The 23,491-nt window shown below is 36.8% G+C and carries 16 protein-coding genes; 12 read left to right on the top strand and 4 right to left on the bottom strand.

From position 1 onward, the window contains the following. Nucleotides 1-6: 6 nt before the first annotated feature. The 7 genes from LK994_RS07495 to rfbD are packed head-to-tail and all read left to right on the top strand — an operon-like array spanning nt 7 to nt 7,270. Entirely contained in the window at nt 7-1,137 is a 1,131-nt protein-coding gene (locus tag LK994_RS07495) for a DegT/DnrJ/EryC1/StrS family aminotransferase (RefSeq protein WP_229762275.1), read from the top strand. A gap of 12 nt (nt 1,138-1,149) precedes the next feature. Continuing rightward, nucleotides 1,150-2,472 (top strand): UDP-glucose dehydrogenase family protein, encoded by a 1,323-nt coding sequence (locus LK994_RS07500; protein ID WP_229762276.1) that lies wholly within the window; start codon nt 1,150-1,152, stop codon nt 2,470-2,472. Between the two features lie 16 nt (nt 2,473-2,488). After that, nucleotides 2,489-3,469 (top strand): UDP-glucuronic acid decarboxylase family protein, encoded by a 981-nt coding sequence (locus LK994_RS07505; RefSeq protein WP_229762277.1) that lies wholly within the window; start codon nt 2,489-2,491, stop codon nt 3,467-3,469. Nucleotides 3,470-3,499: 30 nt separating this feature from the next. After that, nucleotides 3,500-4,789, top strand: coding sequence for a nucleotide sugar dehydrogenase (locus LK994_RS07510; protein WP_229762278.1), 1,290 nt, complete (start codon nt 3,500-3,502; stop codon nt 4,787-4,789). A gap of 26 nt (nt 4,790-4,815) precedes the next feature. Further along, nucleotides 4,816-5,823 carry an SDR family oxidoreductase gene (locus LK994_RS07515; protein ID WP_229759454.1) on the top strand — a complete coding sequence of 336 codons (1,008 nt, stop codon included), beginning with the start codon at nt 4,816-4,818 and terminating at the stop codon, nt 5,821-5,823. A 23-nt stretch (nt 5,824-5,846) separates the two neighbouring features. Continuing rightward, entirely contained in the window at nt 5,847-6,401 is a 555-nt protein-coding gene (rfbC, locus tag LK994_RS07520) for a dTDP-4-dehydrorhamnose 3,5-epimerase (protein WP_229759455.1), read from the top strand. An 8-nt stretch (nt 6,402-6,409) separates the two neighbouring features. Next, a complete protein-coding gene (rfbD, locus tag LK994_RS07525) occupies nt 6,410-7,270 on the top strand; it encodes a dTDP-4-dehydrorhamnose reductase (protein ID WP_229759456.1) in 861 nt (286 codons plus the stop codon). Nucleotides 7,271-7,276: 6 nt separating this feature from the next. Here the strand turns inward: rfbD and LK994_RS07530 are convergent, their stop codons facing one another. Further along, nucleotides 7,277-8,032, bottom strand: coding sequence for an NYN domain-containing protein (locus LK994_RS07530; RefSeq protein WP_229759457.1), 756 nt, complete (start codon nt 8,030-8,032; stop codon nt 7,277-7,279). Nucleotides 8,033-8,098: 66 nt separating this feature from the next. On the opposite strand from LK994_RS07530, the gene LK994_RS07535 reads away from it, so the two are divergent. The 3 genes from LK994_RS07535 to LK994_RS07545 are packed head-to-tail and all read left to right on the top strand — an operon-like array spanning nt 8,099 to nt 10,447. Beyond that, nucleotides 8,099-9,280 (top strand): THUMP domain-containing class I SAM-dependent RNA methyltransferase, encoded by a 1,182-nt coding sequence (locus tag LK994_RS07535; protein ID WP_229759458.1) that lies wholly within the window; start codon nt 8,099-8,101, stop codon nt 9,278-9,280. A gap of 13 nt (nt 9,281-9,293) precedes the next feature. After that, a complete protein-coding gene (locus LK994_RS07540) occupies nt 9,294-9,788 on the top strand; it encodes a DinB family protein (protein WP_229759459.1) in 495 nt (164 codons plus the stop codon). A gap of 50 nt (nt 9,789-9,838) precedes the next feature. Beyond that, entirely contained in the window at nt 9,839-10,447 is a 609-nt protein-coding gene (locus LK994_RS07545) for a Crp/Fnr family transcriptional regulator (protein WP_229759460.1), read from the top strand. A gap of 417 nt (nt 10,448-10,864) precedes the next feature. Here LK994_RS07545 and LK994_RS07550 read toward each other — a convergent pair whose 3' ends face one another. Next, complete coding sequence (locus tag LK994_RS07550) at nt 10,865-11,863, bottom strand: beta-ketoacyl-ACP synthase III (RefSeq protein ID WP_229759461.1); 999 nt, start codon at nt 11,861-11,863, stop codon at nt 10,865-10,867. A 129-nt stretch (nt 11,864-11,992) separates the two neighbouring features. Between LK994_RS07550 and ruvA the strand changes: the two genes are divergently transcribed. Both ruvA and sov read left to right on the top strand, forming a co-directional pair. Then, entirely contained in the window at nt 11,993-12,577 is a 585-nt protein-coding gene (gene ruvA / locus LK994_RS07555) for a Holliday junction branch migration protein RuvA (protein ID WP_229759462.1), read from the top strand. A gap of 88 nt (nt 12,578-12,665) precedes the next feature. After that, nucleotides 12,666-19,913 carry a T9SS outer membrane translocon Sov/SprA gene (gene sov / locus LK994_RS07560; protein WP_229759463.1) on the top strand — a complete coding sequence of 2,416 codons (7,248 nt, stop codon included), beginning with the start codon at nt 12,666-12,668 and terminating at the stop codon, nt 19,911-19,913. A gap of 132 nt (nt 19,914-20,045) precedes the next feature. Here sov and LK994_RS07565 read toward each other — a convergent pair whose 3' ends face one another. Together LK994_RS07565 and LK994_RS07570 are read right to left on the bottom strand one after the other, a co-directional pair. After that, nucleotides 20,046-20,525, bottom strand: coding sequence for a hypothetical protein (locus LK994_RS07565; RefSeq protein ID WP_229759464.1), 480 nt, complete (start codon nt 20,523-20,525; stop codon nt 20,046-20,048). A gap of 245 nt (nt 20,526-20,770) precedes the next feature. After that, a complete protein-coding gene (locus LK994_RS07570) occupies nt 20,771-23,416 on the bottom strand; it encodes a PKD domain-containing protein (protein WP_229759465.1) in 2,646 nt (881 codons plus the stop codon). Nucleotides 23,417-23,491 lie beyond the last annotated feature (75 nt).

The raw sequence follows: 23,491 nt of genomic DNA on the forward strand, positions 1-23,491 counted from the left end.
AATATTATGAGACCATTACAAATGGTTGATACTAAAACACAGTATCAAAAGATAAAAAAGGAGGTAGATGCTGCTGTTATAGGGGTGCTGGAGAGTTCTCAATTTATTGGAGGTAAGGTAGTAAATGACTTTGCTCAGCACCTGGCAACATATAATGGAGTTAAACATGTAATTCCATGTGCCAATGGTACTGATGCATTGCAAATTGCCATGATGGCCTTAGATCTTCAGCCCGGAGATGAAATTATCAGCGCATCGTTTACATACATTGCTACTGTTGAGGCGGCGGCTATTCTTAAAGTAAAGCCCGTATTTGTAGAGGTTGATAAGCAAACTTTTTGCCTCGATGCGGAGGCGATCGAAAAAGCGATTACGCCAAAGACCAAAGCAATAGTTCCTGTTCATTTGTACGGACATGCTGCGGAAATGGAAAAGATCATGGCTATTGCAAACAAGCATAATTTGTATGTAATTGAAGATAATGCACAGGCTATTGGCTGCGATTATACTTTCAGCGATGGTACGGTTAAAAAGACCGGAGGTATTGGTCATATTGGTACTACTTCCTTTTATCCATCTAAAAATTTAGGTGCTTATGGAGATGGAGGGGCTATCTTTACCAATGATGATGCTCTGGCAGATAAGTTAAGGAAAATTGCCGCTCACGGTCAAAGCAAAAGATACTACCATGATCTGGTAGGGTGTAATTCCAGATTAGATGCTATACAGGCAGCTATATTGGATATAAAGTTGAATCATTTGGATGAGTATATTGCAGCACGAAGAAAGGCTGCTGATTTTTATGATAAGGCATTTGTCAATCATCCTAAAGTAACAGTTCCATACAGAGCTGCTTACAGCAAACATGTTTTTCATCAATACACATTAGTATTGGAAGGGGTAGACAGAGATGCATTAAGTGCATTTTTAGCCGAAAGAGGTATACCATCAATGATATATTATCCTGTGCCGTGTCACAAACAGCAGATGTTTGAGGCTTTTGGTGGCAGCAGTTATAATTTAGAAATTACCGATTGGTTGACAGAAAGAGTGATCTCTTTGCCCATACATACAGAATTGGACGAAGAACAGCAGAATTTTATTGTAGAAAATGTTTTAGAATTTATTAATAAATAACAAATATTAGAGATGAAAATAACAGTAGTTGGAACAGGATACGTAGGATTAGTTACCGGAACATGTTTTGCTGAAACTGGCAATAAAGTTACTTGTGTTGATATAGACAAAAGTAAAGTTGACAAACTATCATCCGGGCAGATCACTATTTATGAACCCGGACTTGAGAAAATATTTTTGCGTAATCAAAAAGAAGGCCGTTTGCATTTTACCACTTCATTGGCAGATGGTATCAAAGGTGCTCAGATAATTTTTCTTGCTTTGCCTACACCTCCGGGAGAAGATGGGAGTGCAGATTTGAAATATATTCTTGGGGTGGCTGCAGAATTAGGTAAACTAATTCAACCTGATGATTTTAAAGTTATCATTGATAAAAGTACTGTGCCTGTTGGAACTTCAGATAAGGTGCATGCAGCGTTAATTGCCAATGGTGCGGATGAAAAATCGTTTGCGGTAGTAAGTAATCCGGAGTTTTTAAGAGAAGGGGTAGCAGTAGATGATTTTATGAAACCGGACAGGGTGGTAATAGGAACATCATCTGAAAGAGCGAAAGAAATCTTAAATGAATTATATGCTCCTTTTGTAAGGCAAGGCAATCCGATCATTTTTATGGATGAAAGAAGTGCGGAGCTTACTAAGTATGCGGCCAATTCATTTCTGGCAACCAAAATTACGTTCATGAATGAAATAGCTCAGTTATGTGAATTGTTGGGTGCAGATGTTGATATGGTACGTAAAGGAATCGGTAGTGACGAAAGGATAGGAAAAAGATTTTTGTTCCCTGGTATAGGATATGGGGGAAGTTGTTTTCCTAAAGATGTACAGGCGTTAGCAAAATCATCTGCAGAAGTAAACTACGAGTTTAAAATATTAGATGCAGTAATGGATGTAAATGAAAAACAAAAATTACATCTGTTGCCTAAAATAAAAGCTTATTTCAATAATGACATAAGTGGAAAGAGAATTGCTTTGTGGGGGCTTGCATTTAAACCAAACACTGATGATATCAGAGAAGCGCCGGCATTATATATAATTGATGAATTAGTGGCAGCAGGAGCTACTGTTGCCGTGTATGACCCTGAAGCAATGGCTAATGTAAAACAATTGATCGGAGATAAAGTTACCTATGCAAATGATCAATATGCTGCACTGGAAAATGCGGATGTATTGGTAATTGCAACCGAATGGAGTGAATTCAGAACGCCTGATTTTGAGATGATATCATCAGCATTAAAAAACAAAGTGATTTTTGATGGCAGAAATCTTTTTGGATTGAAACAAATGGAAGACCTAGGCTATCATTATGAAAGTATTGGTAGAAAAGTTGTAAAATAATATAATAAAACCTCAAATGAAAAAACGAATACTTATCACCGGGGCGGCGGGATTTTTAGGCTCACATTTATGTGATCGCTTTATTAAAGAAGGGTACCATGTAATTGCGATGGATAACCTGATCACAGGCGATCTTAAAAATATCGAACATCTTTTCCCTTTAGAAGATTTCGAATTTTATAATCATGATGTAACAAAGTTTATACACATACACGGTGATTTAGATTATATCCTTCATTTTGCATCTCCGGCAAGCCCGATAGATTATTTGAAAATTCCTATACAAACTTTAAAAGTAGGTTCTCTCGGAACGCACAATTGTCTTGGATTGGCGAAAGAAAAGAAAGCAAGAATATTGGTGGCAAGCACCAGTGAGGTATACGGCGATCCTTTGGTGCATCCACAAACAGAAGATTATTGGGGTAATGTAAACCCGGTTGGCCCCAGAGGAGTGTACGATGAGGCAAAACGTTTTCAGGAAGCTATAACAATGGCGTATCACACATATCACGAAGTTGAAACCAGGATCATAAGGATCTTTAATACCTATGGTCCAAGAATGAGGCTAAATGATGGCAGAGCCTTACCGGCATTTATTGGCCAGGCATTACGTGGAGAAGATTTGACCGTTTTTGGTGATGGCAGCCAAACCAGAAGTTTTTGTTATGTGGATGATCTGGTAGAAGGTATCTACAGATTGTTGATGAGTGATTATGTACAGCCTGTAAACATTGGCAACCCTGATGAAATTTCTTTAAAAGATTTTGCTGAAGAAATTATTAAACTCACAGGGACAGATCAAAAGATCGTTTACAAACCACTGCCTACAGATGATCCGAAACAACGTAAACCAGATATCACCAGGGCAAAAAAATTATTGAACTGGGAACCTAAAGTTGCAAGAGCAGAAGGTTTAAAAATAACGTACGAATATTTTAAAAATTTACCGAAAGAAGAGTTGTATAAAATGCCGAAAGAATTCGAGAGCAAAAAATAATTTACAACGAAATCTTTTCAATCACCTACGATGTATCAGGATTTATTAGACAAAAAAAAGAAGTTAGCTGTAATTGGGCTGGGATATGTGGGATTGCCAATTGCATTGGAATTTGCTAAAAAAATAAAAGTGATCGGATTTGACATCAATGCAAAGCGTGTTGAAATGATGCGTAACAACATTGATCCGAGTCAGGAATTGGAAAGCAGCGCATTTGATGGTTGTGATATTGAATTTACCAATGATCTGGAGGTTTTAAAGCAAGCAAGTTTCTACATTGTAGCTGTGCCAACGCCGGTTGATGAAAATAATATTCCTGATCTTATTCCTGTAGAGAGAGCCAGTGAAACAGTAGGTAAAGTAATAAGCAAAGGCGATTATGTAGTTTTTGAAAGTACTGTTTATCCAGGTTGTACGGAAGAGGATTGCTTGCCGATCATTGAAAATTTATCGGGATTAAAGAATGTGATAGATTTTAAATCGGGATATTCTCCGGAAAGAATTAACCCGGGAGACAAAGAACATACTTTAGCAAAGATAGTAAAAGTGGTAAGCGGTTGTGATGCAGAATCTTTGGATGTAGTGGCAAAAGTGTATGAACTTGTTGTCACAGCCGGTGTTCACAGAGCATCAAGTATAAAAGTAGCCGAAGCGGCAAAGATCATTGAGAATACACAAAGAGATCTAAACATTGCGTTAATGAATGAACTGTCAATGATTTTTGATAGGATGAATATCAACACCTTTGAAGTATTGGAAGCAGCAGGTACTAAATGGAATTTTCTTAAGTTTCAACCGGGTTTGGTAGGCGGACATTGTATTGGCGTAGATCCATATTATCTTACCTATAAATCAAAAAAACTAGGATACGATAGTCAGGTGATCTTGGCAGGTCGTTCTATTAATGATGGAATGGCAGGTTATGTCGCAAAAAAAATACTGCAGCACATAATACAGAATAATGGAAATGTCAAGAACGCAAAAGTATTATTGATGGGTGCCACGTTTAAAGAAAACGTAAGTGATATAAGAAATTCAAAAGTGGCTGATGTGGTTAAAGAATTAAAATCATTTTCTTTAAATGTTGATATTACAGATCCTCATGCAGAAAGCGAAGAGTTGTTGCATGAATATGGATTTGAATTAACTCCAACGATCAGTAATGATTATGACGCAGTGTTAATAACAGTGCCCCACAATGATTACAAATCATTAGACAATGCTTATTTTGAAAGCATCACTAAACCCAATGCGATCATTGCGGATTTAAAAGGTATCTATAGAAATAAAATTACCGGTAGGTTTTACTGGAGTTTATAGATTTCACTCCCGGTAGTATCAACAACATGAATAATATATTCCATACAAAAGATCTGGCGAACTATAGTTTTTTAGTTACTGGTGGTGCTGGTTTTATCGGAAGCCATATTGCAGAATATTTATTGAGAAATGGTGCAAAAAAAGTACGTGTGCTCGATAATATGGAAAATGGATTTGAGTCTAATCTCCATATTCTGCGGCAATACCCTGGTTTTGAATTTATTTCTGGTGATATCAGAAATGCAGAAATATGCAACCAGGCATGTATTGGTATAGATTATGTAAGTCATCAGGCTGCATTAGGTTCAGTGCCACGTTCTATTGCTTTTCCATCTGTTTCAACCGAAGTAAATGTAAGTGGGTTTGTGAATATGTTAAAGGCGGCAGTAGATAATAAAGTGAAGCAGGTAGTATACGCTTCTTCATCTTCTGTTTATGGAGATGAAAAATCGCTTCCAAAAATTGAAAGCCGTGTAGGAAATTGTCTTTCTCCTTATGCTGTCAGCAAAAAAACAAATGAGTTGTATGCACAAGTATTTGCCGGTGTTTATGGTTTGAATTTGATAGGGCTAAGATATTTTAATGTTTTTGGTCCAAGGCAGGATCCTGATGGGCAATATGCTGCGGTCATTCCATTATTTGTAAAAGGGATAATTAAAAAGACGCCGGTTTTCATCAATGGAGACGGAGAACAAACCAGAGACTTTACTTTTGTTGATAATGCTGTACAAATGAATATACGGGCTATGCTTTCAGGCAATCCAGAATCAATGAATAAAGTATACAATGTAGCCATCGGCGAGAATTTTTCCATCAATAAATTGTATACTTCCTGCAAAGAATATTTAGAAAGTGATTTTGAACCTACATATAGAGAAGCAAGACAGGGAGATGTCAGAGATTCTTTGGCAGACATATCACTGGCAAAAAAAATGCTCGGGTATGTTCCTACCAAAAAATTTGACGATGGATTAATTGAAACCATTGAATATTTTAAGAACCTTTATACAGCCAAACATTCATCCACTATATAGAAGAATAATATCACAATTAATTTATGCCGTTTATAAAAACAGATTTTCCCGGGTTAGTGATTTTTGAACCTAAAGTACATGCAGATGACAGAGGTTATTTTTTCGAAAGCTATAATGCTAATGTATTTTCTGCAGAAGGGATTGAAATAAAATTCATTCAGGATAACCAGGCTAAATCATCTTACGGGGTGATAAGAGGATTGCATTATCAACTAAACCCCTACGCACAAACGAAATTGATCAGAGCACTTAGTGGGTCTATTTTAGATGCAGTGGTGGATCTGCGTAAAGGTTCTCCAACTTTTGGAAAATCTTTCAGTATAGAATTGTCTGCAGAAAATAAAAAGCAATTACTGGTGCCGCAAGGATTTGCACACGGATATTCTGTATTGAGTGAAACAGCCGAAGTATTGTATAAGGTTGATCAGTTTTACAATAAAGAAAGCGAAGGAGGTGTATTGTATAACGATCCCGCCCATGGTATTGATTGGAGAATTCCTATTGATAAGCAGATATTGTCGGAAAAAGATATGCATAATCCGCTTATTGCCGACTGTGTACATAATTTTGTTTTTTAATACTCACTATGCCTACTATTTTAGTTACCGGTGCTAACGGTCAGCTTGGGCAGGAAATGCAGGTTATTGCTGCATCTTATCCTGAATATTCTTTTTTGTTTGTAACAAGAAACGAGTTGCCTATTGATGATTTTTCAGCAGTAAAGAATTTCTTTTCTCAACATGCAATAGATTATTGTGTAAACTGTGCTGCTTATACGGCTGTGGATAAAGCTGAAGCAGAAGTTGATAAAGCATATTCTATCAATGCAGATGCAGTTGGTAATTTGGCAAAAATCTGTAAAACATCGGGTACGCAGCTTATTCATATATCAACAGATTATGTATTTGATGGAACAAATACAGAGCCAATAAAAGAAGATCAGACAACCAATCCTATTGGGGTATATGGAGCCAGCAAATTAAAAGGAGAACAGGAAGCGTTGCAGCATGATCCATCTGCTATTATCATTCGTACATCCTGGGTGTACTCATCTTTTGGCAATAATTTTGTAAAAACAATGTTGCGACTTATGAAGGAAAGAGAAAGTATCAATGTGGTGAGTGATCAGTTTGGATGCCCTACTTATGCAGCAGATCTTGCAGAGGCGATCATGAAAATAATAACTTCCAACTCCCAACCTCCAACTTCCAACATTTATAACTATTCTAATAAGGGGATGATCAATTGGCATCAATTTGCGGTGGCAATAAAAGAACTGTCGGGAAGTGCTTGTGTTGTTAATCCAATCCCTTCATCACAATACCCTACACCGGCAAAACGTCCGGCATACTCGGTAATGGACACCTCGAAAATTCAGCAAACTTTTGCTATTACAATTCCTGAATGGAAAGAAAGTTTGAAAAAATGTTTGGCCAAAATGCTGTAATGTTTATCATTCTTTATTACGAATATATACCAGCTTAATGCCGGCTTTATCCGTTTCTCTTTTGTCTATTTCAAATTGAGGTAATGATTTTATCAATGGGGTAAGTTTTAAAAACCCAAAATTTCTCGGATCGAAATTTGGTTGTTTTTTTAATATAAGATTGCCTACATCTCCTAAAAAAGCCCATCCATTTTCATCTGCAAGATCATTGATCGATGCAGCAATTAATTTCAACGTTTCTTTATTGACTTTGTCTACAACTGGCTTAGCCGCAGGTTTATGTGTTTTGGTTTTTGGCGTTTCGGTCTCAACAGATTCAAATACAGGAATGATCTCCATATAGATAAATTTATCACAAGCCACTATAAATGGATTGGGTGTTTTCTTTTGTCCGATCCCAAATACTTTCATGCCAGCTTCTCTTAATCTTGTTGCAAGCCTTGTAAAATCACTATCACTGGATACAATACAAAATCCATCCACTTTACCAGAGTATAAAATATCCATGGCGTCAATTATCAATGCACTATCACTGGAGTTTTTACCACTGGTATAACTATATTGCTGTATAGGAGTAATGGCATTTTCCAGTAAAACATTTTTCCAGCCCGATACGGTCGGCCTGGTCCAATCTCCGTAAATTCTTTTAAAAGTAGGAGTGCCATATTTAGCAATCTCCTCCATCACCCCTTTTACATTACTATAAGGCACATTGTCTGCATCAATCAATACAGCAAGCCTGATATCTTTTTGAATATCCATTACACAATATAATCTTTTTTCAGGGCATTCTCAACTCAGTTCTATTGACTACTTTTACAACATAATATGCAACTCTTTACTACTACCAATAAAATTATCGTTACCTGCAGTAACCGTTTGTCACCCTATCTTCAGCAGGAGATAGAAGAATTAGGCTTTACTCCTGTCCGTGTTTTCAAAACCGGTGTAGAATTAAAAGGAACACTGGCAGATTGTATACAATTAAATTTAAATCTTCGTTGCGCAAGTCAGGTGTTATTTTTAATACAGGAATTCAATGCAAGAAATGCCGATGATCTGTACAATGCTTTATTAAATTTTGAGTGGGAGGATATCATTGCTCCTGATGGATATTTTTCTATCAGCAGTAATGTAGATAATGAAACTATTAATAATAGCCTGTTTGCGAATGTAAAAGTGAAGGATGCAATTGTAGATAGATTTCGTAACCGAACTGGGCAGCGACCTAACTCCGGACCGGAGTTAGATAAAACTGTCATTCATTTGTATTGGAAAGAAGAGATTGCAGAGATCTTCATTGATACTTCGGGAGAAACTTTATCTAAACATGGGTACAGAAAGATACCAGGGAAGGCTCCAATGCTGGAAGCACTAGCTGCAGCTACTTTGCTGGCAACCAAGTGGGATAGGAGATCTCCATTCATTAACCCAATGTGCGGTTCTTCCACAGTTGCTATCGAAGCAGCGTTATTGGCTACAAATCGTAGACCAGGCCTTTACAGAAATAACTATGCCTTTATGCATTTGGTAGGATACAATAAGGAAATGTATGAAATGCAACGTAAACGGTTAGACGAAAAAATAATTGAAGTGCCGGGGTTAAAAATTATTGCAACTGATATCAGTACAGATGCTGTTAATATTTCAAAAATAAATGCAGGAGCAGCTGGTGTTGAGAACCTGATACAGTTTGCTATAGGAGATTTCGAAACCACGCCGATCCCGGAGAATGAAAATGGAGTTATTTACTTTAACCCGGAATATGGGGATAGATTAGGAGTAGAAGCGGAGTTGCAAATAACGTATAAACGTATCGGTGATTTTATGAAAAAGGAATGCAAGGGCTACACAGGTTATATATTTACGGGTAATCTGGAGTTAGGAAAAAAAATAGGACTTAAACCATCAAGACGAATAGAATTTTACACTAGTAAAATAGATTGCAGGTTATTTGAATATGAATTATATAGTGGAACTAAACGAACAGATAAAGCAGAAAATATTTAATTTTATTTGAAAGATGAAAGAACTCTTATCCAAATATGCATCTTACAATGCCTGGGCAAATAAAAAAATATTTGACCGGGCAGGTTTATTGACGGAAGAACAGGTTCGGCAGGAAATTGCCAGTAGTTTCCCCAGCATTTACAAAACAGCATTGCATTTGTTGGATGCAGAAAGTATCTGGTGGCAGCGGATCAAGTTGACTGAGCTGGTAGTTGTTCCAAGCCAGCATTTTACCGGAAGTTTTTCAGATCTAGTTGTTGAACTCAATGAGCAATCCGGTAAATGGGAAAGTTGGGTAAAAGCTGCTTCAGATAATCAAATACAGCATGTATTTGCCTATCAAAATTCAAAGAAAGAACAGTTTAAACAACCGGTGAATGAAGTGCTATTGCATATTTTTAATCATGGCACTTATCACCGTGGCCAAATTGTAACGATGTTTCGTCAATTGGGTATTGATAATATTCCGCAAACAGATTTTGCTTTTTATATGCGGAACTTAAAGTAGCTTTCTGTTGATAGATACTTGAAGGCGACGATAATAATTTTGAAACAAACATGAGACGTAAGAATGATCAAGATGATATATCGGCATTGGTGTATGCCATCAATCATATACATCCTTTGGGGGATGATATAGTTGCTTATTTACAGGCGAATTGTTTTTTCACCACATGTAAACGAGGGAAACATCTGTTAAAAACCGGAGAGATTTGCAGAACCCTTTATTTTATCAGGACAGGCGCATTACGTGGCTACATAAAAGAAAACACGAGAGATATTACTACATGGATCAGTATCGATAATGAACTGGTTACCTCCATTTCCAGTTTTGATCTCCAGGTGACTGCTATTGAAAATATTCAGGCACTGGAAGATTGTGATCTGATAGGGATATCTTATAACAATCTTCAAAAGCTTTATCTTAAATTTCCTGAGTATAATATCGTGGCACGAAAGGTATATCAAAGCTATTATCGTGATGCAGAAAACAGAGCACTTATTGCCCGTCTAACAAATGCCGAAAATAAATACCTCTATTTTTTACGTATGCATAGCCATTTGGCCAATAGGGTTCCGCTAAAATATATAGCGTCTTTTTTAGGTATCACATTGGAAACGCTAAGTCGGGTTCGTAAAAAACTATCGATCTCTGATGCCGGATAAAAAATTGCCGATCGGCATATCCTCTAATTCAAAAAAAATATTGATATTAATCAAATAATTGTCAACGCTTTTTTCTCTAGTTTGACAAGGTGTAAATTTGGTTGTAATTCTTTGCTGTAAAGGATTGTAAGTTTGTAGGGAGATTTTTTGTTTAATATTTATTTAATTATTAATCTATTTTATTAAACAATTATACGCACTATTTCCATTTCTTTTGCGCATTCATTGCTTTGTAGATAAGCATAGCTTGTTCTTTGCAAGTAACATTTTCATTCGTATTTCAGTGGTAATCAAATATGCAACAATGGCTGGTAAGCTAGCGTTGATAAAAATAATTTTTGGTACAGAGGGATAAGGTCAACCTCTAAGGCTGTCGGTTTACCGGCGGCCTTTTTAATTTTATTTTGAAGAAGTTAATTATTTACTATCGTATCCCCAGGTTATCAAAGTAGCTCCCCAGGTAAATCCGCCACCAAAAGCAGCTAATACGAGGTTATCTCCTTTGTGTAATTGTTTTTCCCAGTCCCATAAACAAAGAGGGATGGTACCTGCAGTAGTGTTACCATATTTCTGGATATTCAACATTACTTTGTCATGAGAAAGACCGATACGGTTTGCAGTAGCATCAATAATTCTTTTATTGGCCTGATGAGGTACAAGCCAGGCAATATCATCACCCGTTAATTTATTTCGTTCTAATAGTTCAAAAGCTGTATCAGCCATGCCTTTCACGGCAGCTTTAAATACAGTTTGTCCCTCCTGAAAGATATAGTGTTCTTTAGCTGTGACAGTTTCAATACTTGCAGGTTTTAAAGAGCCTCCTGCTTTCATGTGAAGAAAATCTTTACCTGCGCCATCAGATCTTAAAAGACTGTCTTTAACACCAACCTCTTCTGTAGTAGGCTCCAGCAAAACAGCACCGGCGCCATCACCAAAAATAATACAAGTGGTTCTGTCGCTGTAATCAACAATTGAGCTCATTTTATCCGCACCCACTATTACCACTTTTTTATATCTGCCACTTTCAATAAATGAAGCCCCGGTAGTTAAAGCAAACAAAAATCCTGAACAGGCAGCACTTAAGTCAAATCCCCAGGCATTTTTTGCTCCAATTTTATCACAAATTAAATTGGCTGTAGATGGAAAGATCATATCTGGTGTAACCGTGCCACAGATTAAACAGTCAATTTCCATAGGATCAATACCTCTTTTTTTACAAAGTTCCAATACTGCAGGCACTGCCAGATCTGAAGTAGCCAACCCCTCACCCTTCAAAATTCTTCTTTCTTCAATACCGGTTCTGCTTTTGATCCACTCATCATTTGTTTCTACAAGTGTTTCCAAAATGGCATTTGTTAATCTGTATTCAGGCACATATCCACCAACGGCGGTAATAGCAGCGTTAATTTTTTGCATTGTTAATCAGGAATTTATGAATTCTTTGTTAAAAAGATGACTGCAAAAGTACGAGAAATATTGTAAGGTTCATTTTAACCATTACACTGAAAAATAATCCTTATTTTCGCTATTGATTGATATTGAATTATGTACGCATATCTGCAAGGAAAATTTACGGAAAAAACGCCAACACAGGTTTATATTGATATAAATGGAGTTGGATATGAAGTAAATATCAGTTTGAATACCTATTCCCATATTCAAAATCTTGATCAGGGGAAATTATTTACTTACCTGCAGATAAAGGAAGACGGGCATACGTTATTTGGTTTTTTTGATAAGGCAGAAAAAGAAATGTTTGTTCAGTTAATTGGTGTATCCGGTGTAGGAGCCTCTACCGCAAGAATGATGCTTTCGGGTCTGAAACCCGATGAAATAAGCAGAGCTATTTTGCAAAGCAACGTAAAGTTGCTGGAAAGCATCAAAGGGATAGGCAAAAAAACAGCCGAACGGCTTGTATTGGAACTAAAAGATAAAGTTGGAAAAATTGCTACAGATAGTAATACTCCTTCTTTACAAGCAGGTGGGTTACAGCAGGATGGACTAAATGCATTGATAGCATTGGGGATATCCCGTTCTCAAGCCGAAACAGCAATACAAAAAATTGTTTTATCTGAACCAAATATTAGTAACTTAGAAGCACTTATTAAAAAAGCCCTAAAAGCCATTTGACAATAATCTACATTAATTGATTTACTGAATGTTGAGCAATAAAAAATTCACAAAACAGAGGGCATGGTTTTGGGTATTACAATTACTGTTGATTACAACAGTATCGATATCCGCTACCGCAGAAAATACAGATACTAAATTTCCTTTCATCATTGGTGATACTACAGAGCCGAAAAATGATGGAGGGCTTCTTTTTCCTATCCACGACAGAAGGGCTGATTATACAGGAGATAAAAAAAGTACCTACGATTTTAACCTTCCGCCAAATATTACAGATTCTGTAGTGTATGATCAGACTACTCAATTGTATACTGTGTATGAAAAGATCGGTAACCGATATTACCGTACACCTACTACTTATACTTTTGATGAATATTGGAAATTACGCAGCAGGCAAGCAGAAGTAGAATATTTTAGAAAACGAGCCAATACAATGAATTTGCTCAATCGCAAATTGACCAAACCAAAATTAGCTCTGTATGATAATCTTTTTAATAGATTGTTTGGCAATGGTAAAATAGAGATCACTCCGCAGGGGAATGTTGATGTTACGGCTGGTTATCAGGGGCAAAACATTGCTAATCCAACGTTACCAGAAAGAGCAAGAAAAAATGGCGGCTTTGATTTTGACATGAATGCCCAGGTAAATGTAAACGCTAATATCGGAGATAAACTAAAGTTTCCTATCAATTACAATACGCTGGCTAATTTCGGGCAAGACAATCAATTGAAATTAGATTATACCGGCGTTGATGATGAAATTATAAAACGATTAGAGGCGGGTAATGTAAGCTTTCCTTCACGTAGTACTTTAATTCCCGGAGCCCAACAGTTGTTTGGATTAAAAACACAATTGCAATTTGGTAAGTTGAATGTTACAGCAGTCTTAGCCAATCAAAAATCACAACGACAAAGTGTAAACCTTCAAGGTGGGGCAGCCTCCCAACCAATCGAATTAAAGGCTGACGATTATGAAGAAAACAGGCATTTTTTATTAGGGCAATATTTTAAAGATAATTACAATCAGGTGATGAAGAATTTGCCAGCTGTAACTACTCCTGTACAAATACTTCGTTTAGAGGTATGGGTTACTAATCGTAATGGTAGTACGACAGATACTAGGGATGTTGTGGGCTTGATGGATCTGGGAGAAAGAACTCCGTACCGTCAGCCTCCATTGGTGAATGTATTGAGTAGCTTTGCACCTCCTTCTAATGGAACAAACGATCTATACAGTAAAATAATCAGTGATCCCAATAACAGAAACCCGGCAATGATCGTAAGCAATCTGCAAAGTTTTGGGCTTGCCCCGGTGCAGGATTTCGAAAAAACATTTGCACGTAAACTAGATTCAACACAATATATTTTTAACCGCCAGGTTGGTTTCATTTCTTTAAGTCAGCCACTTCAAACAGATGAAGTATTAGCAGTAGCCTATCAATATTCTTACAACGGAAAAATTTATCAGGTTGGTGAATTCTCACAGGATCTTCCTCCGGATAGCGCATCTGCTACCCAAAAAGTTTTATTCTTAAAATTATTAAAAGCTACTTCACAAAGAACGAGCCTGCCTATTTGGGGATTGATGATGAAGAATGTTTATTCGGTAGGGTATGGTACATTATCTCCCACTGATTTTAAATTGAATTTATTGTATCAGGAACCAAGTTTAGGTGAAAAAAGATATGTTCCATTCGGAGATAAAAATCAGGGAACACCAATTCTAACGTTGGATAATTTAGATAGGTTGAATAGTCAGTTAGATCCGCAACCCGATGGTGTATTTGATTATGTAGAAGGATATACTGTATTGTCTTATTACAGTCGTATCATATTTCCGGTGTTACAACCTTTTGGACGAGATCTGGCGGAACAAATATATACTGTTGTGCCTCCTACAGTAAAGGATACACTGTACTATGCCCTGTATGATTCTATAAAAGCAGTTGCTCAGCAATATCCTAACCTAAACAGGTTTGTGATGAAGGGCTCTGCCCGTACTTCCGGATCTTCTGATATAAGTATCGGATATAATATCCCTCGTGGTAGCGTTACCGTTACTGCCGGTGGTCAAACATTGATAGAAGGTACAGATTATGACATTAATTATGATCTGGGGACAATAAAAATTACCAATCAGGCAGTTTTGAATGCAGGCTTGCCGGTTCAGGTGAATTATGAAAATAATGCAGCCTTTGGTATACAGCAAAGAAATTATCTGGGATTACGACTGGATTATATGGCTAAGAATACTGTAAAAGAACAATTAGCTATAGGCGGTACGGTTGTACGTTTGGGAGAAAGACCATTTTTTACGAAAGTAAATTATAATGAAGATCCGATCCGTAATACGATGTATGGATTAGACGTGAATTACAGAAAGGAAATGCCACGATTAACAAAATGGTTAGATAAACTTCCTTTTTATCAAACAACAGTACCATCAACAATTAATGCCTATGGCGAAATGGCTGTATTGAAGCCGGGCCATGCGCCACAAATTGGTAGTGGTAGTAAAGGAGCAGTATACATTGATGATTTTGAAGGCAGTCGTTCCGGAATTGATTTGCGTTTTCCTGCGGTGAGTTGGGCTTTGGCTTCTACACCGCAAGGAGCTACCGATGCATTTGGTAATAAAATATTTTTGGAAGGAAGCCTTAACAATAATATTGATTATGGTAAGAACAGAGCAAAAATTGCCTGGTATCAGATAGAACCATCATTACAATTGTACAAAGGAAATAATAATCCATTAGCGACTAACAGAGAAGAGCTTAGCGACCCGAGAGTAAGGACTATTTATCAAAGCGAAATATTTCCTCAGCGAACAACAAGTTTTGGACAAAATCAATTAGTGACTTTCGATCTGTCATATTATCCAACAGAGAAAGGTCCATATAACTTTGATGATGATGCATTGAGTGTTAGTAGTGATGGCAGATTGAAAAATCCTCGAAGCAGATGGGGTGGGCTAATGAGAAATATAGATCAAACAGATTTTGAAACTGCGAATATCGAATTCATCGAATTCTGGTTGCAGGATCCATTTATCAATACTCCTCGTAATCCAAATGCAACCAGTTCTACCGGGGGTAAATTGTATTTCAATCTTGGAAATATTTCTGAAGACATATTAAAAGATGGCAGAAGGTTTTATGAAAATGGATTACCAACTCCTAATGCCCCTGCACAAATTGATACATCTACCTGGGGTAAAGTGCCACGCAATCCAATACAGGTTACAAATGCATTTAGTAATAATGCCGATGATAGACAATACCAGGATGTTGGTTTTGACGGATTGGATGATGATTCTGAAATCGTTCAGCGTCAGCCATACCTTAATAAATTACAGGCAATTTTAAATCCCAATGCATACGCAAAAGTGGCGAAAGACCCGTCATTGGATGATTATGTTCATTACAGGGATGCTACTTTTACGGGGGCAGACGGAATATTAAAACGGTACAAAAACTTCAACAATCCGCAGGGGAACTCAAAAGTAAATGACGGTTCTGAGTTTTCTTCTGCTGCAACATTATATCCCGATGCAGAAGATCTGAACAGAGACAATACACTCAATGAGGTGGAGGAGTATTTTCAATATACAGTAGATATCAAGCCTGATGGAAATACAGAAATGGAGATCGGGAATAATTTTATTGTTGATAAGAAAACTGTAACAGTGAAACCGGCTGATGGCAGTACAAGAGAAGAGAAGTGGTATCAATTCAGAATTCCGATAAATGCTTACGATGCAAAAATTGGGAATATTCCTGATTTTAAATCTATTCGTTTTATCAGAATGTTCTTAACAGATTTTGAAGATAGTGTTACCATGCGTTTTGGTCAATTACAATTGACAAGGAATATATGGCGCCAGTTTAAATACAAAGTGGATACAACCGGTAATTATAATCCTATCAGCAGTAGTGTAGATTTCAGCGTAGGTGGTGTAAGTATTGAAGAAAATGATAAACGTTCACCATTACCTTATCGTACTCCAAAAGATATTCAACGTCAGCAAATTCAAAGTAACAATGGGGTTAATCTTTTGCAGAATGAACAAAGCATGACATTGAAATTCTGCGGATTAGGAAAAGACGATACAAGAGGGGTGTTTCAAACTTTTGCCAACAGAGATCTCCGTCAGTACAGAAACCTGTCGATGTACCTGCATGCAGAAAATAATATTAAAACACCTTTTGGTATAAAAGATAAAGACTTGAATGCGGTGATAAGAATCGGTACTGATTTTGTAAATAATTATTACGAAATCAAAATACCTCTTTACCTCACTCCGCTTTCTGTGGGAAATCTTAATCCCGATACGGATGCTTACAATGATTCTCTGTGGAGGGCCATCAATAATCTGGATGTTGATCTGACTCAATTGACCAAGCTTAAACAAGAGAGGAATTTCTGTACTACCTGCCCTTCAACTACTATTTACAGGCAACAGCAATCTAACGGTCAAACATACTCGATTTTAGGTGATCCTAATTTGGGAGAAATAAGAGGTGTATTGATCAGTGTAGAAAATTCAAATAACCTGAATGCATGCGGTGAGGTTTGGGTAAATGAACTACGATTAACCTCTATCGACGAAAAGGGAGGATGGGCTGCTATGGGTAGAGTAGATATGACGTTGGCGGACCTTGGAACCATTAGTGCATCTGTATCAACACATAGTCAGGGCTTTGGAACATTGGAACAAAGAGCCAATGACAGATATAGGGATGACTACAAACAATTTGATATTGCAGCTAATTTGGAATTAGGTAAACTGTTACCTAAAAAAGCGGCAATTTCAATACCGGTATTTGCCAGCTATTCACAAGCGATCAGTAAACCCGAATATGATCCATATGATATGGATATTCGCTTAAAGGATAAATTGAGTACGGCTCAATCATCGCAAAGAGATTCTATAAGAAGGGATGCGATAGATTTTACCAGTACCAAAACATTGAATTTTACCAACGTAAGAAAAAACAGAACCGGGAATAAAAAACCTAAGATCTACGATATATCAAACTTTGATGCCAGTTATTCTTACATCAATATTAGAGCACATAATCCTTTAATAGAAAATAATGAAGTAACAAGGCATAGAGGAGGATTGGGGTACAATTTTGCGCCGCAACCAAAATATATTGAACCATTTAAAAAGATCAAGTTTTTTAAAAAACGTAAAACACATTGGTTTGACCTGGTAAAGGATTTCAACTTTAATCCGGTTCCGTCTCAGTTAAGTTTCAGAGCAGATATCCATCGTCAGTTTGGTGCTGTTCGTCCGAGAAGTATTGGTGCATCTAAGTATAAGATACCAGAAACCTATGATAAGTTTTTCACTTTCCAGAGAGACTATATCATGCGCTGGGGTTTTACACGTTCACTTAATTTCGATCTGACTGCTACCAATAACTCTCGTATTGATGAGCCTTACGGTAGATTAGATACCAAAGAAAAGAAAGATACTGTACGTACTAACTTCCTTAAAGGGGGAAGAAATACATTGTATAATCAAACAGCTAATTTTTCTTACACTTTACCTACATCCAAATTTCCTTTGTTGGATTGGACAACAGTTAATCTGAAATATCAGGCAACCTACCGTTGGATCGGTGCTTCCAGATTAGCGGTTAACCTGGGTAATATTTTGGAAAATGGTCAACAAAGAGAAGGTACAGCGCAGTTAGATTTTACCAGACTCTATAATAAATTGAAATTCTTTAGAGCAATCGATCAACCTAGAGTAACAGGACAAACAAGAAATGTTACTACCAGAACAGACACTGTATTTAAATATGTTGTACGAGATGGAGTGAAGGTTAAAGAAGTAAAACGGTTGAAGATTCGTAAGATAAAAGATAAAAATGCGATGCCGGATGTGGGAACGATCGGTAGAATATTTGGAAAATTGATCACCAGTGTGAAACAGGTAAATGTATCGTTGTCTGAAAATGCCAACACTCGTTTGCCAGGGTATACTGATAGTAGTCAGTTTGTAGGACAAAACTGGAAGAGTATGGCTCCGGGATTGGACTTTGTATTGGGTAGACAACCGGATACAACCTGGTTGAATAATGCTGCTAAAAAAGGATTGATAACAAAAGACAGTATGTTCAGCACAATTTTGCAACAGTCTTTTGATCAACGATTAACCTTTACAGCTCAATTAGAGCCGATAAGAGATCTGACGATCAGTATTAATGTGAACAAAACATTCAATAAGAATTATTCTGAATTGTTCAAAGACACTACTGGCTCCGGAAATAATTTCGGACATTTAAGTCCTTATGCAGGTGGTGGTTTTGATGTGAGCTATATTGCCTACAAAACCTTGTTCGGAAAATTTGATCCTAACAGAGTGTCACAAACATTTATAACATTCCAGAATAACCGTCAGATATTATCTGAACGTTTAGGTAAGTTAAATCCAAATTCAGACGGAATACCCGGAGAATTTTACAAGGGGTATAATAAATATGCGACGGATGTGTTAATTCCTGCTTTTATTGCTGCTTATACCGGGCAAGATCCGCAAAAGGTTGGATTGATAAAACAAAGTAATCCAAACATAAAATCTAATCCTTTCAAAAATATCATACCAAGGCCAAACTGGAAGATAGATTATAGCGGCTTGAGCAGAATAAAAGGATTGGATAAAATATTTACCAACTTCACAGTGTCGCATGGTTACAATGGTAATTTGAGTATGAATGGATTTACATCAGCATTATTGTATCAGGATATAAGCAATACTGGTTATCCTTCATTTTATGATACTATCTCTAAAAACTTTGTGCCATACTTCTTAGTGCCTAATATTACTATTCAGGAACAATTTGCTCCTATGATAGGCGTAGATATGATGTTCACTAATCAACTGCAGGCGAAATTTGAATATGCAAAATCAAGAACATTAAGTTTGAGTTTAATCGATTTTCAATTGAGTGAAACGAGATCTACAGAGTTCTCAGTTGGCGCAGGTTTCCGTAAACGCGGCTTAAAATTATTGGGTGGATTTAAACTCCCTAAATTCTTAAGCAAAAGCGGTTCAGGTAAATTAGATAATGAGATCAATTTCAGATTTGATTTTAAAATAAGAGATAATGCTACATCGAATAGCAGATTGGATCAAGACAATACGATACCAACTGCAGGTAGCAAAGAAATTACCTTTACGCCAACAATAGATTATTTCCTGAATAGCAGGGTAAATATTAAACTCTTTTACGACAGAAGAAAAGTAGTGCCTTATGTACAATCAAGTGCGGCCATTACAAATACAAGGGCAGGAGTTCAGGTGAGAATTTCATTGGCACAATAAGGTTCTACAAAATATAGTATACATAAAATTAAAATCCCCGATTATGTCGGGGATTTTTTAATGTTTGCTGTTAGGGTTTATTTCATCTTTAAGATGAAGTGTCTTTTATTTTTTATTAAATGAAGAATCAAATTATCCATCAACTTTTTTGAACATCATAACAAAGCCACAAAGTTTTTTCTTTGATTTGTTTGATTGAACGACTTTCAACATATGGTATTCAGAAAATTTGGGTATGTATGAATATCTGATAACAGTCCCATCAATATCACCCCATTGATGTTTTATATAAGCTACTTCTTTTTCGTCCCAATCATACATTCTAAGTTCAAATAGTTTTGAAGTGTATTCACCTATAAAAACAAATTGATACCAGGTGCCGGCATTTAATGGAACAATGATTGGCATTTCATACTCACTTTCCATGAGCATGGTATTTTCTTTAACCAGAATAAATCCCTGCTTATATATTTCGTGTTTGATACTATCCGCTTGTCGTAATATGTTGAGATCTGAACAGGCTGTTTGCCTGATAACATCCTGAGACCTCAGGTTGTTAGATGATAATAGTAACATTATCAATACAGAAGGTAGTAGTAAGCGGTTTTTCATCCGTTGTTCGATTAGATTTATTGGATTTATAACAGCCGCACTAACTTATCGTTAAAGGGAATACGGGTGTTATGCAGCTACAAGAGTCCAAATTCATGCCAAACTCTCCGGCTGGATAAACCTTTAAACGAATAAATGTATCTGTTTAGTATACTGATCAGACACTCTTTTCGAATATACAACTTGATAAAAATAAATATATGTAAATCTTTATTTTAGTTTTGATTGTGTGCATAAAAAATATCTTATCTGATCAAAATAACATATCCTTTTTTACTTAATATTTTATTTTCAAAACTAAGCCCCTTTGCCTGCCAAACATAGGTGCCGGGATCCTGTGGCTTTCCCCCAAATGTACCATCCCAGCCTTTTTTGGTACTAACAGATGAATATATTAATTGTCCCCAGCGATTGAATACATTGAAATAGTCGAGATGTTTTACGCCTAATAAGATGGGCTTAAACTCATCATTCATCCCATCTCCATTTGGAGTAAATGCGGTAGGTACATATAGGTCAGGGTCAACTCTATATACTTTTATACTGATCGTATCACTGCCTTTGCAACCTTCTTTGGTTTGAGCCAATAGTACATATTCCATGTTATTATCAAGATTAGCAGACGGGTTTTGGCTTCCCGGATCGCTTAACCCTGTAGCAGGTGACCATGAATAAATTTCTGCACCACTACCATGTAGGTTCAGCGTTTCTCCTATTACAATTGCTGTATCACGTGGACCTGCATCTGCAATAATTTTCGGGATCACTCTTACTGTAAACGTGTCGTAAGTAGGTTTTGGACAACCAAGTGTATCTGTAACAGTTGCAATGTATGTTGTTGTTGCCGTAGGAAAAAGTACATCCGGTGAAGCAATATTTGCATCAGATAAAAATGTAGCCGGCGACCAACTGTAATTGCTACCTCCAGCGGCATATATCTTTGCAGAAAAAGAAAAACATATTCCCGTATCCTTTACTACCTGTTGAGCAGGATAAGGTACTACCTTAATGGTAATAATATCTTCAGCCTGACACAATCCAAGGTTGGCGATAACACGATAAGTTGTAGTTGATAAAGGACTAACCGAAGGGTTTTTTATGAATGCGTTATCTATGTCTGCAGCTGGTAACCATTTATATTGCAATGCTTCGCTAATTGGATGCAGAGAAATTATATCACCTTTACAAATGGTGGTGTCGTTTCCTGCATCTACTGTTATAAAGGTTCTTACATCAACAAAAACGGAATCAGTGTTCTTGCAACCCGAAGCATCCATAACTGTAGCGTAATATTTTGTTGGGAAATTGGGGCTGACAATTGGGTTTGAACCTTGACCATTCACCCCATCGAATATATTATCAGAAGTCCATGTTATATTTCCATTACCCGTTGCTGTTAGTCTAAGGTTGTCTATGGAACAAATGAGGGTGTCATTCATAGCTTGTATAGACGGGTTGTCTGAAATTATGATGTCTTTATACACAGTATCAATACACCCAAAAGTGTTGGCTACTATGAATTGTACATTCTGTATAGTGCCTGCTGTTGTATATGTATATGAAGGGTTTTTCAGATGGCTGGTATCATTTGTTGCCGCTGCATCTGCAAAGTCCCAGCGCCAGCCGGTAACAGTTCCGTAATTTGTTTTAGTAGTATCTCTAAATTGAATGGGTTGACCTTTACACAATGGTGAAGTGGTACGGAATCCTGGGAAAAACCCAGGGTACACTTTAACTTTTAATGTTGTAGAATCTGCACAAAGACCGTTTAATGATATCTTTAATTTTACTGTATAAATGCCTGTATCAGTGAAAGTGTGCGTTGGCTTAGAAGAAGTGGATGTATTAGCAATGCCAGAATTAGGGTCTCCAAAATTCCAATTATAAACAGTGCCGGAAGGTGTAAAGATATCATTTGAAAAATCTACGCTGAACCCATCACAGGTTACAGGTTTTGGGTTTAAAAATGCTTTGATAGGATCGCAGTTTCTGACTCTAATATGTAATTCTTTTCTTGATTCTGCAAAATAAATTCCTTTGCGATATTCAGAAACGCATACAGTAATTACATATTCGCCTGTGTTTACGATAGGAGGGGCAATGCCGCTGATCATGCCGGTAACTGAGTTAATTGTAACTTTTGATCCCATCGGGCTACTTCCATTGTAAGGAGATTTATAGGGCACCATATTATAAGGAGGAGTTGCTGCAGGGTTAGGTTCTGGCTGTCCATTGGGAGGAGCCCCGCCACCCAGGTAAGCGCTACATAAGCTATATGATAATGAATCTCCATCGATGTCGGTAGCCTTAAATGGATAACTGAAAAAACTATTTTGACAAACGACAACAGTATCATTGATGAAAAAATCCGGGCTATTATTTTTATTTGCATCAACAACTGTGGAAGATGTACCGGGTATTGTAATCGTATAGGTATTGCCAACATCTCCGGAATTAATAATATTATCCATGTCTTCTATCCGGCAACATCTCTGATAGGCAAACATATATCCATCTGCAGATACAGGTAACTCGTAATTATTTAATTCATAAACTGCAATGGTATAGTAGCATTCTCTCTGATCGCCGGAAATACAAGGTTCATCATATGTTTTCTCTAATTCATATTCTCTCGTGATCGTCACCCCGGGATTAGCCAAACGCTGAAATGTTCTGGGATTAAAAATGGTGAAATTTATATTAGCATTTAATTGTTGGTCGCTAGGATGACACTCCATAAAAACAGTAAGTGTAATTTTATATCTGAGATAGGAAGGGTTTGTAATGCCTGCGCCTAAATATTTATAGCTAAAAAAACCACCTTTTATATGTCTGGCAGAAACGTTGGTAAATATAAACAGGAATAATATGGTATAGATAACTCTCCTCATCGTAATACACAGATAATGAAGACTCAAAAGTAGTTTAAAACGCTGTCCATTATCAGGATTATTTATGAAAGAATT

The sequence above is a fragment of the Ferruginibacter lapsinanis genome (assembly GCF_020783315.1).
Taxonomy (GTDB): Bacteria; Bacteroidota; Bacteroidia; order Chitinophagales; family Chitinophagaceae; genus Ferruginibacter; species Ferruginibacter lapsinanis.

What these genes read in the sequence shown, in the direction of transcription:
- LK994_RS07515 (WP_229759454.1), top strand. Translation starts at nt 4,816, where the DNA reads ATGAATAATATATTCCATACAAAAGATCTGGCGAACTATAGTTTTTTA.
- LK994_RS07530 (WP_229759457.1), bottom strand. Translation starts at nt 8,032, where the DNA reads ATGGATATTCAAAAAGATATCAGGCTTGCTGTATTGATTGATGCAGAC.
- LK994_RS07495 (WP_229762275.1), top strand. Translation starts at nt 7, where the DNA reads ATGAGACCATTACAAATGGTTGATACTAAAACACAGTATCAAAAGATA.
- ruvA (WP_229759462.1), top strand. Translation starts at nt 11,993, where the DNA reads ATGTACGCATATCTGCAAGGAAAATTTACGGAAAAAACGCCAACACAG.
- LK994_RS07565 (WP_229759464.1), bottom strand. Translation starts at nt 20,525, where the DNA reads ATGAAAAACCGCTTACTACTACCTTCTGTATTGATAATGTTACTATTA.
- rfbD (WP_229759456.1), top strand. Translation starts at nt 6,410, where the DNA reads ATGCCTACTATTTTAGTTACCGGTGCTAACGGTCAGCTTGGGCAGGAA.
- LK994_RS07535 (WP_229759458.1), top strand. Translation starts at nt 8,099, where the DNA reads ATGCAACTCTTTACTACTACCAATAAAATTATCGTTACCTGCAGTAAC.
- LK994_RS07505 (WP_229762277.1), top strand. Translation starts at nt 2,489, where the DNA reads ATGAAAAAACGAATACTTATCACCGGGGCGGCGGGATTTTTAGGCTCA.
- LK994_RS07500 (WP_229762276.1), top strand. Translation starts at nt 1,150, where the DNA reads ATGAAAATAACAGTAGTTGGAACAGGATACGTAGGATTAGTTACCGGA.
- rfbC (WP_229759455.1), top strand. Translation starts at nt 5,847, where the DNA reads ATGCCGTTTATAAAAACAGATTTTCCCGGGTTAGTGATTTTTGAACCT.
- LK994_RS07510 (WP_229762278.1), top strand. Translation starts at nt 3,500, where the DNA reads ATGTATCAGGATTTATTAGACAAAAAAAAGAAGTTAGCTGTAATTGGG.
- LK994_RS07540 (WP_229759459.1), top strand. Translation starts at nt 9,294, where the DNA reads ATGAAAGAACTCTTATCCAAATATGCATCTTACAATGCCTGGGCAAAT.
- LK994_RS07570 (WP_229759465.1), bottom strand. Translation starts at nt 23,416, where the DNA reads ATGAGGAGAGTTATCTATACCATATTATTCCTGTTTATATTTACCAAC.
- LK994_RS07545 (WP_229759460.1), top strand. Translation starts at nt 9,839, where the DNA reads ATGAGACGTAAGAATGATCAAGATGATATATCGGCATTGGTGTATGCC.
- LK994_RS07550 (WP_229759461.1), bottom strand. Translation starts at nt 11,863, where the DNA reads ATGCAAAAAATTAACGCTGCTATTACCGCCGTTGGTGGATATGTGCCT.